The organism is Actinobacillus arthritidis (genome assembly GCF_029774155.1).
In the GTDB taxonomy this organism is placed as follows: domain Bacteria; phylum Pseudomonadota; class Gammaproteobacteria; order Enterobacterales; family Pasteurellaceae; genus Actinobacillus; species Actinobacillus arthritidis.
In genome coordinates this window covers 1,804,329-1,823,093 of sequence record NZ_CP103833.1, presented here as the reverse complement: position 1 = coordinate 1,823,093, position 18,765 = coordinate 1,804,329, and the positions used below count along the sequence as shown (strand labels likewise).

General features: G+C 38.2%; 7 protein-coding genes and 6 pseudogenes. 10 read left to right on the top strand and 3 right to left on the bottom strand.

The genetic code is table 11. From position 1 onward, the window contains the following. The first annotated feature begins 81 nt into the window (after positions 1-81). From secE to rpoC, 8 genes and pseudogenes are all read left to right on the top strand, one after another. Positions 82-495, top strand: coding sequence for a preprotein translocase subunit SecE (gene secE / locus NYR89_RS08675; RefSeq protein WP_279445494.1), 414 nt, complete (start codon positions 82-84; stop codon positions 493-495). 1 nt (position 496) lies between these two features. Beyond that, a complete protein-coding gene (gene nusG / locus NYR89_RS08670) occupies positions 497-1,060 on the top strand; it encodes a transcription termination/antitermination protein NusG (protein WP_279445493.1) in 564 nt (187 codons plus the stop codon). A gap of 283 nt (positions 1,061-1,343) precedes the next feature. Further along, a pseudogene (gene rplK / locus NYR89_RS08665) lies at positions 1,344-1,773 on the top strand (50S ribosomal protein L11). Between the two features lie 4 nt (positions 1,774-1,777). After that, complete coding sequence (rplA, locus tag NYR89_RS08660; RefSeq protein WP_279445492.1) at positions 1,778-2,467, top strand: 50S ribosomal protein L1; 690 nt, start codon at positions 1,778-1,780, stop codon at positions 2,465-2,467. A 288-nt stretch (positions 2,468-2,755) separates the two neighbouring features. Then, positions 2,756-3,248, top strand: a pseudogene (gene rplJ / locus NYR89_RS08655) (50S ribosomal protein L10). Positions 3,249-3,308: 60 nt separating this feature from the next. Next, positions 3,309-3,679 (top strand): annotated as a pseudogene (rplL, locus tag NYR89_RS08650) (50S ribosomal protein L7/L12). Between the two features lie 484 nt (positions 3,680-4,163). Beyond that, positions 4,164-8,192: pseudogene (rpoB, locus tag NYR89_RS08645) on the top strand (DNA-directed RNA polymerase subunit beta). A 126-nt stretch (positions 8,193-8,318) separates the two neighbouring features. Beyond that, positions 8,319-12,592 (top strand): annotated as a pseudogene (rpoC, locus tag NYR89_RS08640) (DNA-directed RNA polymerase subunit beta'). A gap of 59 nt (positions 12,593-12,651) precedes the next feature. Here the strand turns inward: rpoC and NYR89_RS08635 are convergent. The 3 genes and pseudogenes from NYR89_RS08635 to NYR89_RS08625 all read right to left on the bottom strand — a co-directional run bounded on the left by NYR89_RS08635 (position 12,652) and on the right by NYR89_RS08625 (position 15,907). After that, a complete protein-coding gene (locus NYR89_RS08635) occupies positions 12,652-13,530 on the bottom strand; it encodes a hypothetical protein (protein WP_279445491.1) in 879 nt (292 codons plus the stop codon). Then, entirely contained in the window at positions 13,487-14,020 is a 534-nt protein-coding gene (locus NYR89_RS08630) for a hypothetical protein (protein WP_279445490.1), read from the bottom strand. Before NYR89_RS08630 ends, NYR89_RS08635 begins: the two co-directional genes overlap by 44 nt. Positions 14,021-14,242: 222 nt before the next feature. After that, a pseudogene (locus tag NYR89_RS08625) lies at positions 14,243-15,907 on the bottom strand (bifunctional metallophosphatase/5'-nucleotidase). Positions 15,908-16,372: 465 nt separating this feature from the next. Here NYR89_RS08625 and NYR89_RS08620 point away from each other — a divergent pair. Continuing rightward, positions 16,373-17,584, top strand: coding sequence for an alpha-2,8-polysialyltransferase family protein (locus tag NYR89_RS08620; protein WP_279445489.1), 1,212 nt, complete (start codon positions 16,373-16,375; stop codon positions 17,582-17,584). 2 nt (positions 17,585-17,586) lie between these two features. Then, positions 17,587-18,762 (top strand): DUF6716 putative glycosyltransferase, encoded by a 1,176-nt coding sequence (locus NYR89_RS08615; RefSeq protein ID WP_279445488.1) that lies wholly within the window; start codon positions 17,587-17,589, stop codon positions 18,760-18,762. Positions 18,763-18,765: the final 3 nt, after the last annotated feature.

Here is an 18,765-nt window from a genome sequence, read left to right as displayed (position 1 = left end):
CGTGGCAAGTAAGGCTAAAAATGTTAGAATCCAACGCTTTTCAAAATAATAGTTCTCTTTTTTACAATATTTAGGTTTTATATGGCAACTGAGATTAACAAGAAAGCCCCTGAACAGATCGAAGAAAAGGGCGTTAAAAGTAAGGGTGTAAACGGGGCATTATGGTTTGTCGCGATTGCATTACTTGCTGTAGTCGCGATTGGTAATGCGTATTTTGCATCGCATTTTTCATTAGTTGTACGCGTATTATTACTTGTCGTATTAATCGTTGGTGCGGTTGTACTTGCAGCAATCACTAACCAAGGTCAAAAAGCGATTGGCTTTATCAAAGAATCTCGTACAGAGCTTAGAAAAATTATTTGGCCAACTCGCCCAGAAGCGACCCAAACTACATTAATTGTGTTAGCAATGTGTGTGGTGGTTTCGTTAGTATTATGGGGTATCGACTCTATTATCGTTACGTTGGTTACGTTTTTAACAAATTTAAGGTTCTAAGATGAGCGAAGTAGAAAATACAGAAGTAACAAAAATGCGTTGGTATGTATTACAAGCATTTTCAGGTTTTGAAAACCGTGTTGCAGTAACATTGCGTGAATATATCAAGTTACACCAAATGGAAGATCAGTTCGGCGAAGTATTAGTGCCGACTGAAGAAGTTGTTGAAAACGTAGGTGGTAAACGTCGCCGTACCGAACGTAAATTCTTCCCAGGCTACGTGTTAGTACAAATGGAAATGAATGACGACACATGGCATTTAGTAAAAAGTGTGCCGCGTGTAATGGGTTTTATCGGCGGTACAGCGGATAAACCTGCACCGATTTCTAAACGCGAAGCGGATCGTATTTTAAATCGTGTTCAAGAAACGGCGGAAAAACCACGTGATCGTAACGAATATCAACCGGGCGAAAATGTTCGTGTCACCGAAGGTCCGTTCGCAGACTTTACCGGTACGGTTGAAGAAGTGGATTACGAAAAAGGCCGCTTAAAAGTGTCTGTATCTATCTTCGGACGTGCAACTCCGGTTGAACTTGAGTTCGGCCAGGTAGAAAAACAATCGTAATTGTTTTTTATACAGAATCTAGCTGAAAGTAAGCGGTTTATTTTTACCTGATTTTTGCAAAAAATTTTAAAAAATGACCGCTTGTTTCATTTTGTAATGTATCTTTTATAGTACATATGAATTTTTCAGCAATAAAATTTTATTATTCCAAATAGTTTTGCTTGAAAAATGATCGCAATTTATTTAGAATAATCAATCTATACGAGTTGGCTTGCTAACTCGTTTTTTGTGTAACAGGGGAGCCGATTTTCGGCGTTATTACCCACTTAGAGGAAACTTAAAAATGGCAAAAAAAGTCCAAGCATACGTTAAGTTGCAAGTTGCGACTGGTATGGCTAACCCTTCACCACCAGTTGGTCCTGCATTAGGTCAACAAGGTGTTAACATCATGGAATTCTGTAAAGCATTCAACGCTCGTACTGAGAGCTTAGAAAAAGGTTTACCAATCCCTGTTGTTATCACAGTTTACGCAGACCGTTCATTCACTTTCGTAACTAAAACTCCACCGGCGACAGTATTACTTAAAAAAGCTGTAGGTATCAAATCTGGTTCAGGTAAACCGAACAAAGATAAAGTGGGTACAGTAACTCAAGAGCAATTACGTCAAATCGCTGAAACTAAAGCAAGCAGATATGACTGGTGCGACTATCGAAACTAAAATGAAATCAATCGCTGGTACAGCTCGCTCAATGGGCTTAATCGTAGAGGAATAATACAATGGCTAAATTGACTAAAAAAATGAAAGCAATTAAAGCTGGCGTAGATTCTACTAAAGCTTACGAAATCAACGAAGCGATCGCAGTTTTAAAACAATTCGCAACAGCTAAATTCGTTGAAAGCGTAGACGTAGCGGTGAACTTAGGTATCGACCCTCGTAAATCAGACCAAAACGTACGTGGTGCAACAGTATTACCACACGGTACAGGTCGTACAGCTCGCGTAGCAGTATTCACACAAGGCGCGAACGCAGAAGCGGCTAAAGCGGCAGGCGCTGATTTAGTAGGTATGGAAGATTTAGCAGAGCAAATCAAGAAAGGCGAAATGAACTTTGACGTTGTTATCGCTTCTCCGGATGCAATGCGTGTTGTAGGTCAATTAGGTCAAGTATTAGGTCCACGCGGCTTAATGCCAAACCCGAAAGTTGGTACTGTAACGCCAAACGTTGCTGAAGCAGTTAAAAATGCTAAATCAGGTCAGATCCGTTACCGTAACGACAAAAATGGTATTATCCATACAACTATCGGTAAAGCAGACTTCTCACCTGAACAATTAAAAGATAACTTAGTTGCGTTATTAGCGGCGTTAAACAAAGCTAAACCAACAACAGCTAAAGGTATCTTCATCAAGAAAGTAAGCATCTCTACAACTATGGGTGCTGGTGTTGCTGTTGATCAAGCATCACTTTAATTTCTAACAGAAGTTAAAACTTTACAAGGTCGTAGATTATTGTATAATTTGCGACCTTAACTTGCGAGAGCAAGCTGATGGTGCTTAGCCTATCTAAGCCCCGTCCAAGACCGTAGGTGAATAAGTTTTCTTATTCTTAATCAAAACCTACGTAGATGGTGAACAGACAGAATTTTCTGCTTCTGGACACCTTAGGCTCAGAAGATTGCTACTTGCGATGCAAGCGGTGAGTTTTTTGAGGTTTTTTGTAAATTCCACTTTGGTGGAGTGTATCAGGAGCTAAAACCAATGGCATTAAATCTTCAAGACAAACAAGCGATTGTTGCTGAAGTAAACGAAGCCGCCAAAGGTGCCCTTTCAGCTGTTGTTGCGGATTCTCGCGACGTAACAGTTGAGAAAATGACTGAGTTACGTAAATCTGCTCGTGAAGCTGGTGTAACAATGCGTGTTGTACGTAATACTTTATTACGTCGTGCGGTTGAAGGCACAGAATTCGAGTGCTTAAAAGATACGTTTACTGGTCCGACTCTTATCGCATTCTCTCACGAACACCCGGGCGCGGCAGACTCGTTTATTCACTGAATTTGCGAAAACAAATAAAGAGTTTGAACTTAAAGGTGCGACCTTTGAAGGTAAAGTACAAGATGTAGAATTCTTAGCTACATTACCAACTTACGAAGAAGCAATTGCACGTTTAATGGGCACAATGAAAGAAGCTGCGGCAGGCAAACTTGTTCGCACTCTTGCGGCATTACGCGACAAATTACAAGAAGCCGCATAATTTTTAGCAGAAAACTTCTTAACTCGTTTAACAACTTATTTACTTTAGGAATTGATTGTCATGTCATTAACTAACGAACAATTAATCGAAGCGATCGCTTCAAAATCAGTATCAGAAATCGTTGAATTAATCGCGGCGATGGAAGAAAAATTCGGTGTTTCAGCAATGGCAGCAGTAGCAGGCGACTCCAGCGAGCAGGCGCATGACGAGCAGAAGAGAAAACTGAATTCGACGTAATTCTTGCTAACGCAGGTGCAAACAAAGTTGCTGTAATCAAAGCAGTACGTGGTGCAACTGGTTTAGGCTTAAAAGAAGCTAAAGACTTAGTTGAATCTGCACCAGCAGCATTAAAAGAAGGCATCTCTAAAGCTGAAGCTGATGCACTTAAGAAAGAATTAGAAGAAGCTGGTGCACAAGTAGAAATCAAATAATTTTTGATTTAACTTTTCCAGAACTTCAAGTTCAGAAAAAGCCAACGAGAAATCGTTGGCTTTTTCATTTTTATTAGGCGGTGAAGGTGCAGATTTACGGTTTAGCAAGAGAGTGTTCTTTAGACGAGAAAAATGCTTTTAGGCGTTATCATTGCAAGCGGTCAAAATTTTCCCATTTTTTGCAACAGGATTGACCAAAATTGCGAATCTCTGCTATAATTACCAACCATTTTTGCATTCCGGCTGACGGCTATAACTCCGTCAGCCTTTTGTGCTTGGAAGCATTAGCTTATTTTGTCATTTTAATAAGCTAAATTTGTAAAAACCCCACCCAATTTGACCGCTTGCAGTAGTGATTTTTGACTCAAGTAAGGCGATTGGAAAATGACACCTCGTACAACATTTTAATGCCACTTCCAACCGAGTTTTTTCGAGTGGATTGTGTAACCTCAACCAAATAAGAAAATCAGAAGGCTATCTAGCAATGGCATATTCATATTCCGAGAAAAAGCGTATTCGTAAGAGCTTTGGTAAACGTCCACAAGTTCTTAACGTACCTTATCTATTAACAATTCAGCTTGATTCTTACGAAAAATTCATTCAAAGAGATTCAGATGGACAACAAGGTTTAGAAGCGGCATTCCGTTCTGTGTTCCCGATTGTAAGCAATAACGGAAGCACTGAATTACAATACGTTTCTTACGAATTAGGTGAGCCGGTATTTGACGTTCGTGAATGTCAAATTCGTGGTACAACCTATGCAAGACCATTACGCGTAAAATTACGTTTAGTGACTTTTGACCGTGAAGCGGCGACCGGTACGGTAAAAGACATTAAAGAACAAAACGTGTATATGGGCGAAATCCCATTAATGACCGATAACGGTACATTCGTGATTAACGGTACTGAGCGTGTAATCGTATCTCAGTTACACCGTAGTCCGGGCGTATTCTTCGATTCTGACAAAGGTAAAACCCACTCATCAGGTAAAGTGCTTTATAACGCACGTATTATTCCTTACCGTGGTTCTTGGTTAGACTTCGAGTTTGACCCGAAAGACAATCTTTATGCACGTATCGACCGCCGCCGTAAATTACCGGCAACGATTATTTTACGTGCTTTAGGTTACACGACCGAAGAAATCTTATCGATGTTCTTCGATAAAGTGAACTTTGAAATCCAAGATAATAAATTATTAATGACGTTGGTGCCGGAACGCTTACGTGGTGAAACTGCTGCGTTTGATATTGAAGCGAACGGTAAAGTGTATGTTGAACGTGGTCGTCGTATTACCGCACGTCATATTCGTACATTAGAAAAAGACGAAATTAAACAAATCGAAGTGCCGGTAGAGTACATCGTAGGTAAAGTTGCGCGAAAGATTATGTTGATCTTTCAACCGGCGAATTAGTTTGTCCGGCGAATATGGAAATCTCAATGGAGATGTTAGCGAAATTATCGCAAGCAGGTTACAAAGAGATCGAAGTATTATTTACTAACGACTTAGATCACGGTCCATATATTTCTGAAACCTTACGTGTTGATCCAACTTATGACCGCTTAAGTGCACTAGTAGAAATCTATCGCATGATGCGTCCGGGCGAGCCACCGACAAAAGAAGCAAGAGAAGCGTTATTTGACAATATGTTCTTCTCAGCAGACCGTTATGATTTATCAGCGGTTGGTCGTATGAAGTTCAATCGTTCGTTAAATCTTGAAGAAGGCGTAGGTTCAGGAATTTTAAGTAATGACGACATTACCGGCGTGATGAAGAAATTAATCGAAATCCGTAACGGTCGTGGCGAAGTGGACGATATTGACCACTTAGGTAACCGTCGTATTCGTTCAGTAGGCGAAATGGCTGAAAACCAATTCCGTATTGGTTTAGTGCGTGTAGAGCGTGCTGTGCGTGAGCGTTTATCATTAGGTGATTTAGACGGCATTACTCCGCAAGATTTAATCAATGCGAAACCAATTTCTGCGGCAGTGAAAGAGTTCTTCGGTTCTTCACAACTTTCGCAATTTATGGACCAAAATAACCCGCTTTCAGAGGTTACCCATAAACGTCGTATTTCGGCATTAGGTCCGGGTGGTTTAACCCGTGAACGTGCAGGCTTTGAGGTTCGAGACGTACATACTACTCACTATGGTCGTTTATGTCCGATCGAAACCCCTGAAGGTCCAAACATCGGTTTGATCAACTCACTTTCAGTATATGCACGTACTAATAACTACGGTTTCTTAGAAACGCCATTCCGTAAAGTGGTAAACGGTCAAGTAACCGAAGATATCGAGTATTTATCGGCAATCGAAGAAGGTAACTATGTTATCGCGCAGGCTAACTCAAACTTAGATGAGAACTTCCGTTTTACTGATACTTACGTAACTTGTCGTGGCGAACACGGTGAGTCAGGTTTATACAAACCGGAAGATATTCACTATATGGATATCTCAACACAACAAGTAGTTTCTGTTGCGGCAGCTGTTAATTCCGTTCCTTGAGCATGACGATGCGAACCGTGCGTTAATGGGTGCGAACATGCAACGTCAGGCTGTTCCGACATTACGTGCGGATAAACCACTTGTTGGTACTGGTATGGAAAAACCAATCGCACTTGACTCAGGTGTAGCGATTGTGGCGAAACGTGGTGGTATCGTACAACGTGTTGATGCTTCTCGTATCGTAGTGAAAGTAAATGAAGATGAAACGATTCCGGGCGAAGCAGGTATCGACATCTATAACTTAATTAAATATACCCGTTCAAACCAAAATACCTGTATCAACCAAATTCCTTGTGTGAATTTAGGTGAGCCGGTAGCGCGTGGTGAGATCTTAGCGGACGGTCCTTCAACAGACTTAGGTGAGTTAGCATTAGGTCAAAACATTCGTGTGGCATTCATGCCATGGAATGGTTATAACTTCGAAGACTCAATGTTAGTTTCTGAGCGTGTGGTACAAGAAGATCGTTTCACGACAATCCACATTCAAGAATTATCTTGTGTGGCGCGTGATACTAAACTTGGTGCGGAAGAAATCACAGCGGATATTCCGAACGTGGGCGAATCAGCATTAAGTAAACTTGATGAATCAGGTATCGTGTACGTTGGTGCGGAAGTTAAAGGCGGCGACATCTTAGTAGGTAAAGTAACGCCTAAAGGTGAAACCCAATTAACACCGGAAGAAAAACTTTTACGTGCAATCTTCGGTGAGAAAGCATCTGATGTTAAAGATTCTTCATTACGTGTACCAAACGGTACTTCAGGTACGGTTATTGACGTTCAAGTATTTACTCGTGATGGCGTTGAAAAAGATAAACGTGCATTAGAAATCGAGGAAATGCGACTTAAAGAAGCGAAGAAAGATTTAACTGAAGAGTTAGAAATTTTAGAAGCTGGCTTATTCACACGTGTTCGCAACTTATTAGTTGAAGGTGGCGTATCAGAAGCTGAATTAGATAAAGTTTCTCGTGAGAAATGGTTAGAACAAACCTTAGATGATGAAGCGAAACAAAATCAATTAGAACAGCTTGCGGAACAACACGAAGAATTACGTAAAGAGTTCGAACGTAAACTTGAAATTAAACGCAACAAGATTATCCAAGGTGACGATTTAGCACCGGGCGTGTTAAAAGTTGTTAAAGTTTACTTAGCGGTTCGTCGTCAAATCCAACCGGGTGATAAAATGGCGGGTCGTCACGGTAACAAAGGTGTTATCTCGAAAATCAACCCAGTTGAAGATATGCCGTACGATGAAAACGGCCAACCGGTTGAGATCGTATTGAACCCGCTGGGCGTACCTTCACGTATGAACATCGGTCAGATCTTAGAAACGCACTTAGGTTTAGCGGCGAAAGGTATCGGTGACCAAATTAATGCAATGATTAAACAACAACAATCTGTTGCGAAATTGCGTGAGTATATCCAAAAAGCATACGATTTAGGCCAGGGTTCACAATCAGTAGACTTAAGCACCTTTACTGATGAAGAAGTATTGCGTTTAGCAGAAAACTTACGTAAAGGTTTACCGCTTGCAACTCCGGTATTCGATGGTGCGCATGAAAGCGAAATCAAAGGCTTATTAGAATTAGGTGGCTTACCGACTTCAGGTCAGATTACATTATTTGACGGTCGTACCGGTGAGAAATTCGAGCGTCCTGTAACCGTAGGTTATATGTATATGCTCAAATTGAACCACTTAGTTGACGACAAAATGCACGCGCGTTCAACAGGTTCTTATAGTCTTGTTACTCAGCAACCACTTGGTGGTAAAGCGCAGTTCGGTGGTCAGCGTTTCGGTGAGATGGAGGTTTGGGCATTAGAAGCATATGGTGTCGCTTACACCTTACAAGAAATGTTAACGGTTAAATCGGATGACGTGAACGGTCGTACGAAGATGTACAAAAACATCGTAGACGGCACACACCAAATGGAACCGGGTATGCCGGAATCATTCAACGTATTGTTGAAAGAGATTCGTGCCTTAGGTATCGATATGGAGTTAGACGAAGACTAGTCGTCAGCCCTCAAGCGGTCGAATTTGGTCAAAAATTTGCAAAATTTGACCGCTTGTAAAACCAAATTTCCTCGTTTAGAGCCTTGTGTTCTAAGCAAAACTTTAATTCCTCACTAGGGGCAAAAAGTGAAAGACTTAGTAAAGTTTTTAAAAGCACAATCGAAATCAAATGACGATTTTGATGTAATTAAAATTGGTTTAGCATCACCGGATAAAATCCGTTCTTGGTCTTTCGGTGAAGTAAAAAAACCGGAAACCATTAACTACCGTACCTTTAAACCTGAGCGTGACGGTCTTTTCTGTGCACGTATTTTCGGACCGGTAAAAGATTACGAATGTTTATGCGGTAAATATAAACGTTTAAAACACCGTGGCGTAATCTGTGAAAAATGTGGCGTTGAAGTTACTCAAACTAAAGTACGTCGTGACCGTATGGGGCATATCGAACTTGCTTGTCCGGTGGCACACATTTGGTTCTTAAAATCACTTCCGTCCCGTATCGGTTTAATCTTAGATATGCCGTTGCGTGATATCGAACGTGTACTTTACTTCGAATCTTATGTGGTTACTGAGCCGGGTATGACCGATTTAGAAAAAAATCAGTTATTAACCGAAGAACAGTTCTTAGACGCAGAAGAGCGTTGGGGCGATGAGTTTGAAGCGAAAATGGGTGCGGAAGGTATCCAAGCACTTTTACGTGATATGGATTTAGAGCATCAATGTGAAATGATGCGTGAAGAGTTACAAGAAACTAACTCTGAAACAAAACGTAAAAAAATCACAAAACGCTTAAAATTATTAGAAGCATTCCAACAATCCGGCAATAAACCGGAGTGGATGGTAATGACTGTATTACCGGTGCTTCCACCAGATTTACGTCCATTAGTACCACTTGATGGTGGTCGTTTTGCGACTTCAGATCTAAACGATTTATATCGTCGCGTGATCAACCGTAACAACCGTTTAAAACGCTTATTAGATTTAGTCGCACCGGACATCATCGTACGTAACGAAAAACGTATGTTACAAGAGTCTGTTGATGCGTTATTAGATAACGGTCGTCGTGGTCGTGCGATTACAGGTTCTAATAAACGTCCATTAAAATCTCTTGCAGATATGATCAAGGGTAAACAAGGTCGTTTCCGTCAGAACTTATTAGGTAAACGTGTAGACTATTCAGGTCGTTCGGTAATCACCGTAGGTCCTTACTTACACCTACACCAATGTGGTTTACCGAAAAAAATGGCATTGGAATTATTCCGTCCGTTTATTTACTCTAAATTAGAATCTCGTGGCATTGCTTCAACAATCAAAGTCGCGAAGAAAATGGTTGAACGTGAAGAACCGATCGTATGGGATATCCTTGCGGAAGTGATTCGTGAACACCCAATTTTATTAAACCGTGCGCCAACACTTCACCGTTTAGGTATTCAGGCATTTGAACCGATCTTAATCGAAGGTAAAGCAATCCAGTTACACCCACTCGTTTGTGCGGCGTTCAATGCGGACTTCGATGGTGACCAAATGGCGGTACACGTACCATTAACACTTGAAGCGCAGTTAGAAGCTCGTGCGTTAATGATGTCTACCAATAACGTACTTTCACCGGCAAGTGGTGACCCGATTATCGTACCTTCTCAGGACGTTGTATTAGGTCTTTACTATATGACTCGTGAGAAAGTGAATGCGAAAGGTGAAGGAATGTACTTCCTTGACCCACGTGAAGCGGAAAAAGCGTACCGTACCGGTCAAGCTGAATTACACGCACGTGTTAAAGTTCGTATTACAGAATACGTGAAAAATGAAGCGGGTGAATTAGTTGCAGAAACTAACTTATTAGATACCACAATCGGTCGTGCCATCTTATGGATGATCGCACCGAAAGGTATGCCGTTTAAAGTATTTAACCAAACGTTAGGTAAAAAAGCGATTTCAAAATTAATCAACGAATCTTACCGTCGTTTAGGTTTAAAAGAATCGGTCATTCTTGCTGACCAAATTATGTATACCGGTTTCGCATACGGTTGCTCGTTCAGGTGCGTCAGTTGGTATCGATGATATGGTTATTCCGGCACAAAAACACGAAATTATTCGTGCGGCGGAAGCAGAAGTTGCAGAGATTCAAGAACAGTTTAACTCAGGTCTTGTAACTGCAGGCGAACGTTATAACAAAGTAATCGATATTTGGGCGGCGGCAAACGAACGTGTTGCAAAAGCAATGATGGAAAACCTTTCAACGGAAGAAGTGATCAACCGTGAAGGTAACCCAGAAAAACAAGCGTCATTCAACAGTATCTTTATGATGGCTGACTCGGGTGCACGTGGTTCTGCGGCTCAGATTCGTCAGTTAGCAGGTATGCGTGGTCTTATGGCTCGTCCAGACGGCTCGATCATCGAAACCCCGATTACCGCGAACTTCCGTGAAGGTCTGAACGTTCTTCAGTACTTTATTTCAACCCACGGTGCGCGTAAAGGTCTTGCGGATACCGCATTAAAAACAGCGAACTCAGGTTACTTAACACGTCGTTTAGTAGACGTAGCACAAGACTTAGTAATCATTGAAGATGACTGTGGTACACACGAAGGTATCGTGATGACTCCGTTAATCGAAGGTGGTGACGTTAAAGAAGCATTACGTGATCGTGTATTAGGTCGTGTGGTGGCAGAAGACGTATTAAAACCGGGTACGGAAGAAGTATTAATTCCACGTAACACCTTAATCGATGAGAAATGGTGTGATGTGATTGATGCGGAATCTGTGGACGTAATCAAAGTACGTTCGGTGGTAACTTGTAACACAGACTTCGGTGTGTGTGCGAAATGTTACGGTCGTGACCTTGCTCGCGGTCACCTTATCAACCAAGGTGAAGCAGTTGGTGTTATCGCGGCACAATCAATCGGTGAACCGGGTACACAGTTAACCATGCGTACGTTCCATATCGGTGGTGCGGCTTCTGCGGCGACAAAAGAATCTAGCATCCAAGTGAAAAACGCAGGTACGATTAAATTAACTAACGCTAAATTTGTAACTAACAAAGAAGGCAAAATCGTATTAACTTCACGTAACACAGAATTAACCGTTATCGACACATTCGGTCGTACCAAAGAAAACTATAAAGTACCTTACGGTGCAGTGCTTTCTAAAAACGATGGTGCAGAAGTTTCAGTAGGTGAAGTAGTTGCGAACTGGGATCCGCATACAATGCCGGTAATCTCAGAGGTAAGCGGTCGCATCCAATTCAGCGACATCGTAGATGGCTTAACCGTTACTCGTCAAACCGACGAATTAACCGGTTTATCATCTATTGTGGTACAAGATGTGGGTGAACGTGCAACAGCAGGTAAAGATTTACGTCCAGCATTACGTTTAGTAGATGCGCAAGGTAACGACATCTTAATTCCAGGTACAGACGTTGCAAGCACAATACTTCTTACCGGGTAAAGCAATCGTAACCTTAGATGACGGTGCAGAAATCGAAGTCGGTGAAGCATTAGCACGTATTCCGCAAGAATCTGTGGGTACGAAAGATATTACCGGTGGTCTTCCACGCGTAGCAGACTTATTCGAAGCACGTAAACCGAAAGAGCCGGCAATCCTTGCTGAAATTTCAGGTATCGTGTCATTCGGTAAAGAAACTAAAGGTAAACGTCGTTTAGTGATCACGCCGGCAGAAGGCGAAGCATTCGAAGAAATGATTCCAAAATGGCGTCAGCTCAACGTATTCGAAGGCGAGATGGTACAACGTGGTGACGTAATCTCTGATGGTGCAGAAACTCCGCACGACATCTTACGTTTACGTGGTGTTCATGCTGTAACAGATTACATCGTAAACGAAGTACAAGAAGTTTACCGCTTACAAGGGGTAAAAATTAACGATAAACACATCGAAGTTATCGTTCGTCAAATGTTACGTAAAGCGATTATCACCAACGCATACGACAGCGAATTCCTCGAAGGGGAACAAGTTGAAGTGGCTCGCGTGAAAATTGCTAACCGTAAACGTGCAGAAGAAGGCAAACCACTTGTTGAGTTCGAACGTGAATTACTTGGTATTACCAAAGCGTCGCTTGCAACTGAGTCATTTATCTCAGCGGCGTCGTTCCAAGAAACAACACGTGTTCTTACTGAAGCGGCAGTGGCAGGTAAACGTGACGAATTACGCGGCTTGAAAGAGAACGTAATCGTAGGTCGTTTAATCCCGGCTGGTACAGGTTTCGCATACCACCAAGCACGTGCGAAAAAACGTAGCCAACAAGAACAAGCGGTCGCTTTCGAAGCACCGGTTACACCGGCTAACGTATTCGCAACAGATGCTGATATCGAAGCGGAATTCGAATTCGTTGCAGACGATGCAACTCAAAGCCTAGCGGCGTTATTAAATGCAGGTGATGAAGAGTAATTCGTAGTATCGGATAGATAAAAAGCCCCCAGAACGAAAGTTCTGGGGGCTTTACTTTTTTATGAATATTGTAAAACGCGAAGGTAATTTAATATTGTTAGTTGAATATTTATTGTACCATCTAATTTATTTTCTATTTTCTCTTTAATAGGAAGAATTTGTAAATGGGGAATCAGAATACTAGCTCTACCTTGACAACATAATAAATAAGATAAGTTAGAGCCACATGGACATAATTCTGAAGATGCTATTTTCATATATGATTTAGGTATAGATTCTTTTGTATAATTTATTTCCCAATAATGAAATGGAGTAGGAAGAATATCTAAGATAGTTTTTAATCCGGAAAAATTTTGATTTTCTCCTTTTGGATCAATTACGTTACTTTTCATAACTGGATTTTGTGTAATAGCTACACCAATAAGCTCCATATCTTCTATAATATGATGGCAAATTTTACCAGAATATAATTCACCAACAATGTGCGAACAACTTCCTCTAGGACTTATGGCTTTTTTGCAAATACTACATTTTACTTTCTTGAACCTGAATTCAGGGCTTGTGAACCATTTGTAAGGAAAAATTGCTTGCCATCTTGAGACTTGAAAATTTAGAAAATGAAAATAGTACTTCTCTTTTGAGAAGTCATCAATATGACGATTTAGTGAATTGATTTTTATCTCACATTGTTCCAAGGTACACCAAGCTTGATAATAGGATTTTTCTAATAATAAATCTAGAAACCTTAGATAATCATTCTGGGCTAAGAATAAGGTCTTTAAATGCCAAAGTTCGTTAGCTAATAGCTCATTTCTATTATTGCTAGCATTATTTATTTCACTATCAATTTCTTTTAGAAGCTTGTGTTCATCAGCTTCATTATATTTTCGTGTCTTAAATGATTTTAGACTGTTGATAATTTGAGTTTGGATTTTCATTTTCTTTATTTTTAAGATTATGTCCTACTGGAACTAATTTTTCATGAAGTTTGAGAAAGTTTTCTACGTTTCCTTCATAATCAAATTGATAATTTCCATTTTCTTTTTCTATTGTTATAGATAATGATACACTATCTTCATTAGTAGCTTTTACATAGTCTAAAAGATAGTCAGATACAAATCCTATAAAAATTGGTAGAACTATTTCTTTTAATAAAACTTTTCCAAATCTAAATTCTCTAGAGTTTAGAGATATTAGTGTAAAGTCTTCATCATTAATACAAATATCTGTAGAAATATTTTTTTGATTTTTTAAATATTGAAAGAGATCATAGGTATCTGAAAGGAATCCATTTTCAATATTTTTATAAGAATCAATAGGAAGAAATAAAATATCACATGTTTTTATGCCAGTAATAAGATCTTTATTTAGAGATACTTTATTAATCCATATTTCTCTAGTATTGTCCGTTCTTCTTAGGTTATTCATAAAATATATCCTTAATAATAAGATTCTGTCAATTTAAGTCCTCAATAACATCATCTCTTGACTGGTCTATTTCTTTGATATCATCGTGAAATTTGTATAAGTGCTACTCGGAAACAAGCTCTCTCATTTCGGGAGCTAGCTGACAACATATAAAACAAGCGGTCAAATTCCCCTAACTTTTTGCAAAAATCTTAAGGAATTTAACCGCTTGTATTGTATCAATTACTCTAAACCAACAATTTTCCAGCGGTTGTGAGACACGCCTTCTACTTTGCCTTTTTTCACGTTAGAGATGTAATCGATCATCATATTTTGAATGGTGCCGGCTTCGCGCCCATTGCGACTTTTGATTCCCATAATACCGGGATTTGTTGTCCTTCCCATACGCCGCCTTTTTTGATGAGCTGTTCATAGCGATATGAGTTCATACCGAGTTTGATTTTGCTGTCATCAGTGATTGCGGTGCCGTTGGCAAGGCTAAGATCAACGATTTTTTCACCACTTGGTTTGCGTAGGTCAATCTGATATTTCACGCCACCAAAAATATCGAAAGTAACGTATTTCGATTTTCCACGTTTTTCATTGATACGGTAATCTTTGTCTTGCGGCTGAATTGTATCGAAGTAATCTGCTGACCAGTTCATATATGCCTTGAGCTGTTTGCCTGTTACTTCATAAACGCTTACATCATGCGCCTGCATAGCGATAGTTATAGATAATATCTTTTTTCTTAATATCGCCTTTGTCTAAACGTACGGTTTGGTGGTCGAATGCAAAAGACACCACGTCCGCTTTGCTGTAATGTTGTTGTACGTCATTAATCAATGAAGATAAGCCGGTATCTTGCGTGAAGGCAATCGCTACGCCGTGATTTTTACCTTGCGGAATCATGGTTTGTGCGGTTTCGCCGATTTTCACATTGTTCAAACGGCGTAATTCGTCATGGTACGGTTGGTAAATTTTTTCAATTGCAGGATCTGAAGCCAATGCTTTAACCGGTACGGTTTTTGCATTTTTTGAAAGTAATTTCACTTTGCCGTTATCCGCGACATCAAAGGCTAAATCCACTTCTGAAACCACAGTACCGTAGCGGTGCGGTTCGGTAATCAGTGTATTTTTGATGGTTTCCGCCGAGACGTTTTTGTGCATATGACCGGCGATAATCACATCAATACCGTCCACGTTATTGACTAAATCCGCCACGCCGGTATCAGGAATATTGTTTTCGTTATCAATTCCCATATGTGCTAATACGATAATCGCATCAACCCCTTTCGCTTTTAACTCGGCAATTTGGGCTTTTGCTTCTTCACTTGGTGAGCTGAATTTCATCTCATCAAGATTGTGCGTATCTTTTTCAAAAGTTGCTGACATTGGTGTGGTTAAACCGATTAAACCGAGTTTTACGCCGTCTTTTTCAATAATATCGGTGGCGGTAACGTAACGTTTACCATCTTTTTTATAGTAGAAGTTGGCGGTTAATACTTTGGCATTAATGTCTTTAATGATTTCATTTAAAGCGGTCATACCGAAGTTAAATTCGTGGTTACCTAAAATAAAATAGTCGTATTTCATTTCGTTTAATACTTTAGGAACCGGGTTGTCTTTGTAGTATTTTTTCGTTTTAGCAAAAACTTCTACTTGGTTGTCTTGAATCGCATCACCGATATCGACTAACACTACATTTTTATTATTCTGACGGACTTCTTTTACATAGGTCGCGATTTGTGCATAAGAACCGGATTTGTCCTCAATATCCGCTCCATAGTTCCAAGGTACGATACGACCGTGAACATCTGATGTACCCAAAAATTTAATATTAACTTCTTTCGCAACGGCAACGCTTACCGCAGAAAGCACAAATAAAGTACTGAGTACTTTTTTCATAATGATCTCCTTATGGGATAGGTAGGAATAGCTTGTTCTATTTTAGCTTAGGTTAATTGTTGATTGTACTGAATTAGCAGTATTTTTTTTAGGAAATGTGATCTCATCGATAAAATTGAGAGGCTTTTAATGAAAAATAGACTTATCAAGCTCATTGTTACATTTCATTCCTCTTTTAAGACAGGATAGATTTGTAAAATGCTGATGATTTTTAACCGCTTATCTATAAGGAATTTAAGATATAACATTTTGTATAGTGCCTTTGTATAACTAGCGTTTAATACGCTAAGAAAGTATAAATTTTTTAGTTTTTAGCGACTTTTATATTGTGTTTTTATGGAATTAATTAACAAATAAATATCTAATTCATTTGCTTTTTCTTTTATTTTGATCAAAAATTAAATCTGATTAAATAATGTAAAGTTATTAAAGATTTTGATTCTGCTAAAATTAAGAATATAGGCTATGAAGAAGATAAAAAAATTTCTAGTTAATCCTTTAAGATTTATGACAGACTCCTGGGTTTGTAAATATGCACATTTAGAAGATTTTAAAAAGACAAAAAATCTATTTGTGTTAACTCATCTTGGTCAATTATCTCAAGCGGAAGCATTAATTAAACAAGAAAAATTATTGAATTGTGTTTTAATTATTTTATACACAAAAAAGAATACAACGATGCCAATGATGGTAAAAAAAGCATCGAATCCGAGTTTATTTAACCGCATTCAGCAATTAAAAATTCCTTCATTCCCAAATAAAGTACAAATTAAAAATCTCACTTATATTAATAATTCTTATAGAAATTTATTGGCAAAAATTAAACCGCATAGACTATTTATGTTTAGTTTTGAAAAACATTATTGTTTACTTGCACAAAGAGCCAGTGAAAGGAATATAGAAGTTAATTTAATTGAGGAAGGTACTGCAACTTATAAGTATAAAAATTTGAATGAAGCGAATGCCTTAGTTAAATCAAGTTTATCCATAAAAGAAAAGAAGACCGCCTTTTTTATCAATATGTTACCTATGTTTAGAGAATTAAGGCCGGCATTATCGGTTTTTAATGGTTTTAATAAGGTTTATGCGGTATTTCCCGAATTACTTAAAGACACCTTTAATTTTAAAGAGGGTAAAGCATTTTTTCTCTATAAGAATATCGAAATTGGGAAAACAGCCTTAAATATTAAGAATAAATATGAGATATCTACCGATGATATTCTTTTTTTGAATCAAAGATATCCATTCCCAAAAGAAGTATATGTACAATGTTTAGTTAGAATATTATCCATATATACAGAAAAATATACCTGTAAAGTGTTTATAAAATTGCACCCTAAAGATCCGGAAGAACTTAAAGAGATTTTAAAACAGGAAATAGTCAACTCACCAATGTCATCAAAAATTATATTAATTGATGAGTCCGGTTTTCTTGTTGAATCATTAATTAAAGCTGTAGAGCCTAAGAAAGTTTTAGCATTAACCTCAACTAGCCTTATTTATTCACAATTATTGGCAAATGATATCAATGCGGAATCCATTTATTTGTTAATAAAAGAGAAAATGCTAGAAAGTATAGCTTATGAGCATAAGAACTTTTATGAAGTAGAGGAACATTTTGCTATTTTGAATAAATTTAAGAATGTAAAGTTTATTAGTGATACAAGCCAAATTTGATTATGTATAAAGTATTAGTGATTGCTACTTATGATTCTTTTCTTAGATCTGGGATTAAGGTAGCGGAGAGAATTTCAAGCAATAAAAATATAGAAATTATGATACTTCCGGTAAAACGGAACCAGCTATCAGCTAGACAATTATTAGAAAGTAATGCAATTAAATATAAGCAGATATTATTCAGTTATGATTTAGATTACTTACAATACGATATTATTATTCTGTCTGTCGGTAATGCCGCAACCAAAAAATTTATTGCTCATTTTTATGAGAACCATTCTATATCTTGTAAACGCCCTATTATTATTTCGATATTTCCAGGGTTAATATTTGGGCATACAGAAAGTATTTTATCTAGAATAGATACAGATATTATCTTAGTGAATAGCTTATTAGATAAAGAAAAAGTGAATGAAATCCTTAAGGTTTATCGTTCAACTACCAAGGTTATACATTATGGTTTAATCAATATTGATATAAATAAGAAAAATATTTTTTCAAAAAGGAATTTTGAAAAAACGATAGTTTTTATTGAGCAAATTAGAATACCTGAAACTAAGGAAGAAAAAGAATTTGTGGTAGATAAGCTAATTAATTTGGCTGAAAATTATCCAGAAAAGGAAATTATCTTCAAAAGAAGAATCATTGAGCGTGAAGTAACGGTCCATGAGGATAAGATTAGTTATATAGATATTCTAAATAAAAAAGAATTACCGACTAATTTTCAAATATCAAGTGAACCTATTTATGATCTTTATCATAAGATGGATTTATGCCTTTCTTTTTCATCTACAGTATTGTTAGAAGCATTATATTACGGGATTCCTATTGCGGTAATTTCTGATTTGGGTATTAATGATAATTATGCTTTAGATAAGTTTTTAGGAAGTGATATTTTTCTTAGTTTTGATGAAATAGAGAGAGGTATTCGTCCTATGCCTTCAGTATTATGGTTAGAAAAAAACTTATATTTTGATGATAACAGAGATGATGCTTTATTACAGGCTATTGAGAATATGATAAGCCATCCATCAAAACTATATAAAAAATTTCTATTTTTTAAAGGGAGACAATATATGAATAAATCTAATAAGTATCAAAAACTAAAGAAATTAGTCAGATCACCTAGAGATTTTTTTATAGATTCTAAATTTAACAAGTATTTATTAGGGAGGTAATAA

Bases quoted from the DNA above. Each gene is read 5' to 3' on its own strand.
- NYR89_RS08635 (WP_279445491.1), bottom strand. From the start codon at position 13,530: ATGAAAATCCAAACTCAAATTATCAACAGTCTAAAATCATTTAAGACA.
- secE (WP_279445494.1), top strand. From the start codon at position 82: ATGGCAACTGAGATTAACAAGAAAGCCCCTGAACAGATCGAAGAAAAG.
- NYR89_RS08620 (WP_279445489.1), top strand. From the start codon at position 16,373: ATGAAGAAGATAAAAAAATTTCTAGTTAATCCTTTAAGATTTATGACA.
- NYR89_RS08615 (WP_279445488.1), top strand. From the start codon at position 17,587: ATGTATAAAGTATTAGTGATTGCTACTTATGATTCTTTTCTTAGATCT.
- rplA (WP_279445492.1), top strand. From the start codon at position 1,778: ATGGCTAAATTGACTAAAAAAATGAAAGCAATTAAAGCTGGCGTAGAT.
- NYR89_RS08630 (WP_279445490.1), bottom strand. From the start codon at position 14,020: ATGAATAACCTAAGAAGAACGGACAATACTAGAGAAATATGGATTAAT.
- nusG (WP_279445493.1), top strand. From the start codon at position 497: ATGAGCGAAGTAGAAAATACAGAAGTAACAAAAATGCGTTGGTATGTA.